Here is an 11,557-nt window from a genome sequence, read left to right on the forward strand (position 1 = left end):
CATGCCTCATGTCCCTCCGGCGCTGCGCCGAAGGATCCCAGGCATCGGCTGGCGCGACCGGAAGATCGCGTTCCTGGAGACCCGCGTCGACCAGCTGGCCGCTTCGCGGCAGGAGCTGCAGGACCTGCTCTCCGCGGCACGCACCTCGATCCGGGAACGGCTCCAGCAGTCCCATGCCGAGAAGGCCCGCCTCCGTGAGGAGCTGCAGGAGACCCAACGGAGGCTCGAGGCCGCGGAAGAGGACCGCGCGCGCTATCGTCGCTCCTCGTTCAAGGCGAAGCTCTCCTCCCACATCGCTGCGGTGAACACCGCGAAGTTCTCCGGCTGGCAGGCAACCTCCCCGGCGACGCAGTTGCCGTTCAAGCTGCGCAGCTACGCGCTGGCCCAGAGCCACGGGGTGAGGATCCCGACCGTCCACCGGGTGTGGGAGCGCGCCGAGGACATCCGCCTCGAGGACGACCTCGGCAGCGCTGACGGTGTCGACCACTTCGTGCTCAAGGCCGACGGTGGTCACAGTGGGCTTGCTGTCGTGCCGCTGCGGCGGACCGCCCACGGATGGGAGACCCTGACCGGGCACCGTGCGTCGAAGGACGGCGTGCTCGAGGCCCCTGTGATGCGCCGGCTGGATCGCGCCCGGGGGCCGTTCTTCCTGGAGTCCTTCCTCCAGCCTGAGTCAGCTTCCGGGTCTGCTCCCGGGGCCGTCGCGGACGGAGTTCCCGATGCCGAGGTGCGGATCCCCGAGGACATCAAGGTCTATACCGCCTACGGAGAGATCCTCCAGGTGCTGGTGATGCGCACCCAGGGTGTGGAGATCATGGACCGGAAGTCCTTCACCCGACGGTACTTCGACGCGCAGGCCAGGTGCCTCGGAGAGGTGCTCCCCGGAGCCGCCTACGACGACACCATCACCGCGCCACGGCAGTGGGCGGATCTGATGGCCGCAGCCCGTCGACTCTCGGTCGCCGTGGGGACCCCTTTCGTGCGCGTGGACCTCTACGCCACCCAGGACGGCCCCGTGCTCGGTGAGCTCACGCCCACTCCGGGCGGCGCCCAGGAGTACCTGCTGGACCATGACCTGGCGCTCGGGGCGGCCTGGATGCGCGCCGAGGTCCGGCTCTCCCGCGACATCGCCCGCGGTCGGCCTGCGGGCACGCTGTTCGGCCCTCAGGAGTACACCTGGTGGTACCCGGAGGTCGATGCCGACGCCAGGGATTCTGCCGAGCCGCAGGGTCCCTCGACCTGGCCGCGGCTGCAGGCCGAGGCCCAAAAGCACTTCACCGCCCCGGAGGAGACCGGGCAGCGCCACACCCTGGAGGAGTCCCAGGGCTCCATCGTCGACGGCGTGCCCGCGCCGCACCAGGATGCGGCGACTCCCTCAGCCCTCAGTCCGCGCTGAGGATCGCGTCCTCAAGCCTCTGACCGATCTCATCGGTGACGGAACGCACGAAGTTCTCCGAGAGGTGGCTGTTGTCCCGGAAAGTGATCGCCCCGCCGAGCACGGCATGGCAGGTGACTTCGTCGCAGAGCAGATCCTCGGTCGGGACGAAGTGGAAGTTCTCCACGCCCCGGAAGACGTCTTCAGACCGGGTCAGCCAGCGGTCACCGACCCGGGTGTCCTCCAGGTCATCATCACAGGCGGTGACGTCGTCCTCGTGCAGCGCCACACACTCAGGCAAGGTCTGCTCCTCCTGGCTCTCCTTGTTCATCCGTGGGACCTCACCGAAGACGGCCACCTCCTTGCCGGCCTCCAGCCACGCGTCGATGGGAGCGTACATCGCCCGAGCGGTGTCGGTCAGCTCGACGTCGTGCGCAGGCAGGTCGAGGTCCGTGCCCGGATCCCCGAAGGAACTGTGCATCTGGCTGGCCGCGATCACCACGGTCTCGACGTCCTCGTCCTGAGCCAGCTTCTCGACGATCTCGGCGTTGGCCCGAGCACATTCTCCGGAGTCCTCGTCGATCTCGCCGGCTCGCGGCGTGCACGCCGACCGGGTGAGCACGAGCAGACGCTTGTCGTGCTCCTGAGCGATCTCGTCGAGGGCCGGCAGCCACATGGTGGCATGGGAGTCGCCGACGACGGCGATGGTGCCCTCGGCAGCGGAGGCTCCGGCACCGAGCCAGCACTCCGGAACGCCCTCTGCGTCGGTCTCGGCCTGGCAGTCCGGGTAGGCGGGTTCGCTGTTCTGCGCGGTCACCTGCGCCGGATTCGGCATCAGTCCCAGATCGCCCTCGAGCGGATCCCCGCACTGGTCCGGGTTCGCCAGCGCGGCATACCCGTAGCAGGGGTGGTCCTCGGAGAGCTCCGTGTCCGCGAAGCCGCGCTCCACGGCGGCCACGGCGACATGCGCGGTGGAGATCACCAGGGCCATCCCGGCGGCCGCGGCCACCAGGCTGCCCCAGGTGGGGCGCAGGAGGCGCGTACGGCGCAGCGGGGTCTCCACGTACCGGGTGCTGAAGGCGGAGAGACCGATGACAGCCAGGATGAGGAGGCCCTTGACGTACCAGCGATCGGCCTCATCGCTGAGGTAGGGCGAGAAGATCACCACCGGCCAGTGCCAGAGGTAGATCGCGTAGGACCAGTCACCCACAGCCGTGGCGGGGCGCCGTGAGAGCCACCAGTGGATGCCGGTGCCTGCCCCTCGCCCACCGCACATCAGGATCAGCACAGTTCCCACAGTGGGCAGCAGCGCGGCCCAGCCCGGGAAGGCCGTGGTCTCGGAGTAGAACCAGGCCGAGGAGAGAATCATCGCCAGGCCGAGCCATCCCAGCAGGTCGGCCAGCCGGCCGGTGAACTGGCTGGATCCCATCACCAGCGCGAGCAGCGCGCCGAGCGCGAACTCCCATATCCGGGTCGGGGTGACGAAATAGGCCTGCGCGGGGTCCTGACCGGTGTACCAGACGGAAAAGACGAATGACGCCACGCCGAGCACGGAGAGCACAGCGATGAACGTGGTGCGGACAGCCTGAGGGGTGCGCGCGGCGCGGGCGCCGGTCACCAGCAGGGCCAGCACCAGCAGCAAGGGCCAGAGGACGTAGAACTGCTCCTCGACGGAGAGCGACCAGAAGTGCTGCACCGCCGTGGCCTGCTCGTCGAGCTTGGAGTACTCCACCGAGTCAGCGGCGAGGATCCAGTTCTGCACATAGAGGGTGGAGGCGACGATCTGGCGCAGCGTGGACTGCCACGCGGTGGAGGGCAGCACGAGCACAGCGGTGACAGCGGTGACCAGCAGCACCAGCAGACTCAGCGGCAGCAGGCGACGGATCCGGCGGGCCCAGAACTGTCCGAGCTTCACGGTGCCGGTGCGGGCCGCCTCCTTGAACAGGTGAGCGGTGATCAGATATCCGGAGATCACGAAGAACACGTCGACGCCGACATAGCCGCCCGGCAGACGTTCGGGCCAGAAGTGGTAGGCCACGACGAGCAGCACGGCAAGAGCACGCAGCCCCTGGATCTCGGGCTGGAATCGGCTCCCCCGCCGCGACCGACCCGACATGGACGGCGTGGGGGCCGGCGTCGCCTGGGGCGTGGTGGAGGATGCGGTCATCTGCGTGGCTGTCCTGTCTCAGCGGATCTGATCTGGGAGGGATAGTGGCGGTCGGCCCGGGTCCTGGCGTCACACCGTCCCAGCGAACAGTAACCGATGCGCCGCCGCAGCAAGGATCGATCCGGCGGGTCTTCCAGCAAGTTCATGGGGACCTCCCAGTTTTCTCCGCCAACCTGCACGTCCGCCAGGTGCCGGTCCGCCTCGTCACACTGCGGCTGACGATGACGGGGGACTCACCGACGAAGTCTCCTGACCCGATCATGGTCGGACTACAGTGGATGCCGCCACGAGACTCCAGGAGCACCCCACCTTGTCCACACCCCCGCCCTCTGCGCCGTCGTCGGCCGCCCACTCCCGATCCCTGGACCGCGGCGTCCCCGTCAGCCGTTTCCGGCCCGAGCTGCACGGAGTCCGTGGCGTGGCGATCCTCGGCGTGGTGCTGTTCCACATCTTCGGCGGTGGACGTGTCTCCGGCGGCATCGACATCTTCCTGGCGATCTCCGGGTTCCTGTTCACCGCGATGCTGTTGCGTGAGGCAGCCTCCCGTGGCGGGAGGATCAGCCTGGCACGGTATCTCGCCCGGCTGGCCCGGCGGATCCTGCCGCCGGCCGTCGTCGCCGTCGCGGTGACCACGATGGCCGGACTGCTGATCCTGCCCAGCACTCAGCACCACCAGATGCTCACCGAGGCACGCGCGGCGCTCCTGTACTTCGAGAACATCGAGCTGGTGGCCTCCCAACTGGCCTATGAGGCTGCCGGCCCCGGAAGCAGCCCCTTCCAGCACTTCTGGTCGCTCTCGGTCCAGGGTCAGTTCTACCTGCTCTGGCCGATCCTGGCTGTGCTCTCCGTCCTGGTGGCCCGGGCGCTGCGCCGACCCGCGATCCAGGTCATGACGGTGTGTGTCTCCCTGGTGCTCATCGCCTCCCTGGCCTACGCACTGCTGATGCAGCAGCAGCACCAGGAGGCCGCCTATCTGATGACCCGCACCCGGATGTGGGAGCTGGCCTTCGGCGGGCTGCTGGCTCTGCTCGGCGCGCGCCTGACCCTGCCGCGTCGACTGCGCGGGGCGGCAGGATGGACCGGACTGCTGCTGATCCTCTCCTGCGGATTCGTCCTCGACGGCGCGGCGCTGTTCCCGGGACCCTGGGCGCTCTGGCCGCTGCTCGGCCTGGCCCTGGTGCTGGCCTCCGCAGGCCCGGAGGGCGGACAGGCAGACCCCGCGACGTCGGCGACACGGCTGCTCTCCACGCGACCGTTGGCGTGGGTGGGCAACATCGCGTACGGCCTGTACCTGTGGCACTGGCCCCTGCTGATCTTCCATCTCGAGCTCTCCGGCCGTGATCAGGTGGGCGTGCTCGACGGGATGGCCCTGGTGGCACTCTCGCTGCTGGCTGGCTGGGCCACGTTCCAGGGGATCGAACGCCGCACGGCATCCGGGGGATCGCTGGCGCCGCGCGTTCCGCTCACTGCGGCCGCGGGATCACTGGCCATCGGCGCAGCGGTCACCACGATCGCCCTGATCGGCACGACGCTGCAGCTTCCCGAGGGCTACTCCATGGCCGGCGCAGACCGACAGCAGCACCCCGGAGCGGCCGTGACCGTCGAGGATGCCGACTCCGCCCCGGCGGGAGCGGAGATGTTCCCCGGACCCGAGCTGCTGGCCGCCGACCGGCCGCAGTACTACACCTGGGACTGCCGGCAGCCTCCCTACGGCGGCATGGACACCGCCGAGGTGCTGATCTGTGAGGATCCGGATCCGCCGCCCGATCCCTCACGGACGGTCATGATCACCGGCGGCTCCCACGCCGGACAGTGGCACCACGCCTGGATGATGCTCTCCGACACCTATGGCTGGGAACTGATCATCGCCGACAAGTCCGGCTGCCGGCTCCAGTCGACCGAGAACGCCGCGACGAACGCCTGTGCGGCCTGGAACGAGAACCTCATCGACGCTGTGGCCGAGCGGGAGCCCGATCTGGTGGTCACTCCCGGCACCGTCATGGACCGGGACGGCGAGTTCATCGTGGACAGCGCTCCGGAACGTTGGGAGGAGATCGTCGACACTGGTGCCGAGCTGCTGCTGATGCGCGGCACCCCGCGCCCCTCCCAGCGGGTCGCCGACTGCCTCGCCGAGGGCGGCACTCCGCTGGACTGCGGAGGCGACCCCGCGCAGATCGCCGAGACCGATCCGCTGGAGGTCCAGGACATGCCCCAGGGAGTGCACACCGTGGACCTGACCGAGCACATCTGTCCGGAACGGACCTGTGACGCCGTCGTCGGCAATGTGCCTGTCTGGTATGACGGCAGCCACCTGAGCACCTACTACGTGGAGACCCTCGCCCCGATCCTGGAGGACCAGCTCCAGGAGGAGATCCCGGAGCTGTTCCGCTGAGGGCACGGCCCGGTCATCCGCCGCCTCCGGTCGGCGCTGTGGAGGGGCTGGTGATAGTGACGTGATATAGAGTTGCTGGCGTTGCCGTGCTGTGCACGTCTGCGCTCCCTTGTCTGCCTGCGGAATCTCTTCAGGCCTGGCCCGGAGCGGGGGTGGGCCGGTCTCGCGGCTGAGGTCTCATGGTCTTGTTTCGTGTAGTTCGAGGAAAAGAGTTCTTGTGGTTTCGAGGGAGTTCTCGACTGTCGGTGTGATCGGTCTGGGGTATATCGGATTGCCCACGGCCGCGATTCTGGCTGACAGTGGTGTGCGGGTCATCGGCATGGATGTCTCGGCGGGCAATGTCGAGGCGATCAATGATGGTCAGGTGCCCTTCGTGGAGCCTGGTCTGCGGGAAGTCCTGCAGCGTGCGGTGGCGGCGGGGATGCTCTCTGCCTCGACCCAGACCCCGAGTGCGGATGCTTATATCGTGGCGGTGCCGACCCCGTTCACCGAGGGTCATTCTGCTGATCTGTCCTATATCGAGGCTGCTGCTGATGGGATCGCTCCGAAGCTGACCGGTGGGGAGCTGGTGATCCTGGAGTCGACCTCTCCGCCGGGGGCCACGGAGCATATGGCTGAGCGGATCTTGAAAGCTCGTCCGGATCTCTCGGCCGGGGATCTGTTGGTCGCGCACTGTCCGGAGCGGGTGCTGCCGGGACGGATCATGGTGGAGATGATCACCAATGACCGGATCGTGGGGGGTCTGACCGTTGAGGCGGCGCAGGCGGCGAAGGTCCTCTATGAGAACTTCTGCACCGGTGAGGTGCTGCTCACTGATGCCAAGACGGCGGAGATGGCGAAGCTGACCGAGAACAGCTTCCGGGATGTCAACATCGCGTTCGCCAATGAGCTCTCGGTGATCTGTGATCAGCTGGGCATCGATGTCTGGGAGCTGATCGGTCTGGCCAATCATCATCCGCGGGTCAATATCCTTCAGCCTGGTCCTGGGGTGGGTGGGCATTGCATCGCGGTGGATCCCTGGTTCATCGTCGATGCGGCTCCGGAGGCGGCGCGGTTGATCCGTACTGCTCGGGAGACCAATGATGCCAAGCCTGAGTGGGTGCTGGGGCGGATCGAGCAGGCCTTGGAGCATCATGGTCGTGAGGCTACGGTGGCGTTGATGGGTCTGGCGTTCAAGGCTGATATCGATGATCTGCGGGAGTCTCCTTCGCTCTCGATCGCTGAGCGTCTGGCGGAGCGTGCTCCGGAGGCGCGGATCTTGGCGGTGGAGCCTCATATCGAGGAGCTGCCGAAGTCTCTGGCGCAGGCCTCGAATGTGTCTCTGGCGGGGATTGATCAGGCGTTGGGTTCTGCGCAGGTGTTGGTGCTGCTGGTGGATCATGGGCAGTTCAAGGCCATTGATCCGGCCCGGTTGGCTGGTCATACGGTGATCGACTCCCGCGGCATCTGGCGCTGATCCCCACCGCGTGCGGGGCTTCCGACACCCACCACGGCCTCGGTGCGGTCCCACCGGCCGAAGCCTGCGGCGGCACGGGCGAAATCCACCCTCCAGAGTCACCGACTGTGACACACTGGGCGGGTGGATTTTGACGTTCTGACCCTTTTCATCGTTCTGGCAGTCATCTTGGCCGGGACCGTCGGCTTCTTCCTGCTGCAGGGCGGCAGGAAGCTCCCCGAAGGGACCTATCCGGAGACCCGCGACGCCGACGACCACCCTGAGGGGCCGACTGGCACCGCTGTCACAGAGGCTGACACCGCGCCGCTGACCTCGGAGGAGGAGGCCGCCGTCGAGGCGGCCGAGTCCGTCGAAGCGGTCGAGGAGGCCCCTGAGACGACGGCCCCTGCGGTCGAGACCCCCGAGCCGGTGGCCGGCCGTCTGGCACGGCTGCGCGCCCGGCTGGTGAAGTCCAACAACGTCTTCGGCAAGTCGCTGCTGGCCCTGCTCTCCTCCGACTCCATCGACGAGGACGTCTGGGACGAGATCGAAGAGACCCTGCTGATGGCCGACCTCGGCACCGAGCCGACCATGGAGCTGGTCGAGCGGCTGCGCGAACGGGTCACCGTCGAAGGCTCCCGAGACCCCGAGAGGGTGCGGTCTCTGCTGCGGGAGGAGCTGACCGCGCTGGTCGACCCCTCCCTGGACCGCAGCCTCACCCTGGACGCCTCAGGGCGCCCCGCCGTCATGATGGTCGTCGGCGTCAACGGCGTCGGCAAGACCACCACGGTCGGCAAGCTCGCCCGTGTGCTCGTGGCTGAGGACAAGGACGTGATCCTCGGTGCCGCGGACACCTTCCGTGCCGCCGCGGCCGAGCAGCTCACCACCTGGGGCGCTCGGGTGGGCGTCCCCACCGTGAAGTCCGACGTCGAAGGCGCCGACCCCGCCTCGGTGGCCTACGAGGCCGTCTCCGCAGGCATCGAGCACGAGGTCGACGTCGTCATGGTGGACACCGCCGGCCGCCTGCAGAACAAGGCCAACCTCATGGACGAGTTGGGCAAGGTCAAACGCGTGATCGAGAAGCTCTCCGACGTGGACGAGGTGCTGCTGGTGCTCGATGCGACCACCGGGCAGAACGGCCTGAACCAGGCCAAGGTCTTCTCCGAGGTCGTGGACGTCAGCGGTATCGTGCTCACCAAGCTCGACGGCACGGCCCGCGGCGGCATCGTCGTCGCCATCCAGCGCCAGCTGGGTGTTCCGGTGAAGCTCGTCGGCCTGGGCGAGGGTCCGGACGACCTCGCACCCTTCGACGCCGAGAGCTTCGTCGACGCCCTTCTCGAGGAGCGCTGACCTCACCCCTCCCGTCCAGGCCAGGCCTCTCCGCAGTCAAGACTGCCGCGTGTAAGCTCCCGCTTGTCGCCCCGGATCCCAGTGATCCCGGGTGAGGAGCGGGAGTTTTTACGTCTCTGAAACATGAGGGCGGCGTCGTCGAAACACGGACCGACAACCATGGAATCCAGCTCGCATCGGTGAAAGACATCGGTGAGTAGTTGTTTCCTTGGAGGGACACATGGAAATCGTGATCGAAGACGTTGGCGTGATCTGGGTGATCGTCGCCGGAGCGCTCGTGCTGTTCATGACGCCGGGCCTCGCGCTCTTCTACGGCGGCCTCTCGCAGACTCGCTCTGCGGTCAACATGATGATGATGAGCTTCGCCGCCATGGGCCTGGTTGCCCTGACGTGGGCGCTGTGGGGCAACGCCATCGCCGGGGCGGATCCGGTCGCCGGCGGCCTGTTCGGCAACCCGACCTCGGACTTCGTGCTCTTCGAGTCCATGGCGGCGGGCGGTGACTCCTTGGTGTGGGTCGGCTTCGGTGCCACGTTCGCCATCATCACCACGGCCCTGATCTCGGGCGCTGTGGCTGACCGTGCCAAGTTCGCCGGGTGGATGGTCTTCGTCCCGATCTGGATCACGCTGGTCTACGCTCCGCTGGCCTTCTGGGTCTGGGGCGACGGCGGACTGCTCGTCGAGGGCGGCTTCATCGGTGACACCGTGGGCGAGGCCGTCGACTTCGCCGGCGGGCTCGTAGTCCACATGTGTGCCGGTGTGGCGGCCCTGGCCCTGGTGCTCGTCATCGGGCCGCGTCAGAAGTTCGCCCCGAACAAGCCGCACAACGTGCCGTTCGTCCTGCTGGGTGCCTCCATCCTCTGGTTCGGCTGGTTCGGCTTCAACATCGGTGAGGCCGCTGACGTCGAAGAGGCTTCGCTGAACTGGATCAACACGTTGCTCGCACCGGCGGCAGCCCTGGTCGCCTGGCTGATCACGGAGTGGGCTCGCGGCAAGAAGCCCACCCCCGTGGGCGCGGCCTCGGGAATCGTGGCCGGCCTGGTCGCCATCACCCCGGCGGTGGCCTTCGTCACCCCGTTCGGCGCCATCATCATCGGCCTCGTCGCAGGTCTGGCCTGCTGCTTCGCCGTGGAGTTCAAGTACGGCAAGTTCGACGACACGCTCGACGTGGTCGGTCTGCACCTCGTCGCCGGCCTCTGGGGCACTCTGGCCATCGGGCTGTTCGGGAGCGAGGAGCTCATCGGGGACGGCCGAGGCAGCCTCTTCCTCAACGGTGACTTCTCCCTGCTCTGGGCGCAGATCGTCGCCTGCCTGGTGACGCTGGTGTTCGCCTTCGTGGCCACATATGTCATCGCGATGGCCATCCACAAGACCATGGGCTTCCGCGTCGAGCCCGAGGTGGAGCGGGGCGGCATCGACACCGTCGCCCACCGCACCGATGCCTACTCCAGCGACGCCGTCCCCTCGGCGGCCGAGAGACACAACGTCTCGAGCTGACACCGGCACTCGCCGTGACAGGCAGCGGGCCGGAGGCATGCGCATCATGCGCATGCCTCCGGCCCGCTCGTCTGCCTCCCCGGGCTCACCCGCTGCGCTGGAGGGTCTCCGGCGCTCGTGTCCAGGCGATGGCACCGATCATCAGGATGACGCCGGTCAGCCCAAAGGCCCATGCATATCCGAGACGGTCGACGATCAGCCCGGCCACCAGCGGGCCGACGATAGCCCCGAGGTCCTGAGTCATCTGGAACGTGGCGACTACCGGCCCCCCGTTGCGCCCCTCCCCGACGACATCTGCGATCGCCGCCTGCTGGGCAGGATTGACCAGGCCGGTCCCCGCGCCGGAGACGAGGCTCAGGAGGATCAGCACCCAGGGTTCGGGGGCGAGGCCCAGCGCCCCGGTGGAGATCGCGGTGATGACCAGGCCCAGGATGATCGGGCCCCGGCGCCCGTACCGGTCCGTCCGACGGGAGAAGAGCAGCACCGCGGCGACGTTGCCCGCTGCGAAGGTCGCCAGCACCACGCCGGCCAGCTGTGAGGAATCGATGATGAACCCGGAACCGACGAAGGCGGTGGCGGCGAAGAGCGGAACCATCGAGTTGCGCAGTCCGAAGGTGGCCCAGCCGTTGGCGAACCCGGCGGTCAGCGCCGCCCGGTAGCCGCGCACCGCCCAGGCCTCCTGCAGAGTCGCCCGCTGCCGCTCGTCCCGGCGTCCGCGATCCTCTAGGCGGGAACCGCGCAGCATCACGAAGACGATCATCGCCGCGACGACCAGTGCGCCCCCGTAGACCAGGAACGGCACGTGCGGTCCGAAGACCAGCAGCGCTGAGCCCACCAGGGGCCCGGCCACATTGCCGATGAGGAAGGCCGAGGCGTACGCCCCGGAGATCTTTCCGCGGATGCTCGGCGGAGACTTCCGTGCCAGGAAGGTCATCGCCGAGACGGTGAAGAACGTGGAGCCGATGCCCCCGACCGCCCGGAAGGCCAGAAGCAGCTCGTAGCTCGGTGCGTAGGCCGTGGCGATCATCGATGCCGCGACGATCAGCAGCCCCACCACATAGACCGGGGTCTCCCCCAGCATCTGGGTGAGCTTGCCCGAGGCGGGCGCGAAGACCAGCCGGAAGAGCCCGAAGGCGGAGACCACCGCCGAGACGGCCAGTGCCGAGACTCCGAAGTCAGCCGCGTACTGCGGAAGGATCGGTGCCACGATGCCGAACCCGATCGCCACGACGAAGGCGGCGAGAATGAGCACGCGCAGTTCGTTGGGGATCGGGGTCCGGGTGCGGTCCGCGGTGCGTGCCGCATCGTCGACAGCCATCCTTCACTCTCCTGGGAATGTGTCG

Annotated in this window: 7 protein-coding genes; 5 read left to right on the forward strand and 2 right to left on the reverse strand. The window is 67.9% G+C overall.

The genetic code is table 11. From position 1 onward, the window contains the following. The first annotated feature begins 1 nt into the window (after nt 1). A complete protein-coding gene (locus tag HNR09_RS15785) occupies nt 2-1,396 on the forward strand; it encodes an ATP-grasp fold amidoligase family protein (protein ID WP_179542890.1) in 1,395 nt (464 codons plus the stop codon). Here the strand turns inward: HNR09_RS15785 and HNR09_RS15790 are convergent. Further along, nucleotides 1,383-3,542: an acyltransferase family protein gene (locus HNR09_RS15790; protein ID WP_179542891.1), complete on the reverse strand. Its 2,160-nt coding sequence runs from the start codon at nt 3,540-3,542 to the stop codon at nt 1,383-1,385. The genes HNR09_RS15785 and HNR09_RS15790 overlap by 14 nt on opposite strands. A gap of 310 nt (nt 3,543-3,852) precedes the next feature. Here HNR09_RS15790 and HNR09_RS15795 point away from each other — a divergent pair, with 310 nt between their 5' ends. From HNR09_RS15795 to HNR09_RS15810, 4 genes are all read left to right on the forward strand, one after another. Beyond that, nucleotides 3,853-5,934 (forward strand): acyltransferase family protein, encoded by a 2,082-nt coding sequence (locus HNR09_RS15795; RefSeq protein WP_179542892.1) that lies wholly within the window; start codon nt 3,853-3,855, stop codon nt 5,932-5,934. A 217-nt stretch (nt 5,935-6,151) separates the two neighbouring features. After that, on the forward strand, nt 6,152-7,390 hold the full coding sequence (wecC, locus tag HNR09_RS15800; protein WP_179542893.1) for a UDP-N-acetyl-D-mannosamine dehydrogenase: 1,239 nt from the start codon (nt 6,152-6,154) through the stop codon (nt 7,388-7,390). Nucleotides 7,391-7,513: 123 nt separating this feature from the next. Continuing rightward, entirely contained in the window at nt 7,514-8,719 is a 1,206-nt protein-coding gene (gene ftsY, locus HNR09_RS15805) for a signal recognition particle-docking protein FtsY (protein ID WP_179542894.1), read from the forward strand. A 220-nt stretch (nt 8,720-8,939) separates the two neighbouring features. Beyond that, entirely contained in the window at nt 8,940-10,214 is a 1,275-nt protein-coding gene (locus tag HNR09_RS15810; RefSeq protein WP_179542895.1) for an ammonium transporter, read from the forward strand. Between the two features lie 85 nt (nt 10,215-10,299). Here HNR09_RS15810 and HNR09_RS15815 read toward each other — a convergent pair whose 3' ends face one another. Next, the gene (locus HNR09_RS15815) at nt 10,300-11,532 is read right to left on the reverse strand and encodes an MFS transporter (RefSeq protein ID WP_179542896.1); all 1,233 of its coding nucleotides are present in this window, start codon (nt 11,530-11,532) and stop codon (nt 10,300-10,302) included. Nucleotides 11,533-11,557 lie beyond the last annotated feature (25 nt).

The organism is Nesterenkonia xinjiangensis (assembly GCF_013410745.1).
Lineage (GTDB): Bacteria > Actinomycetota > Actinomycetes > Actinomycetales > Micrococcaceae > Nesterenkonia > Nesterenkonia xinjiangensis.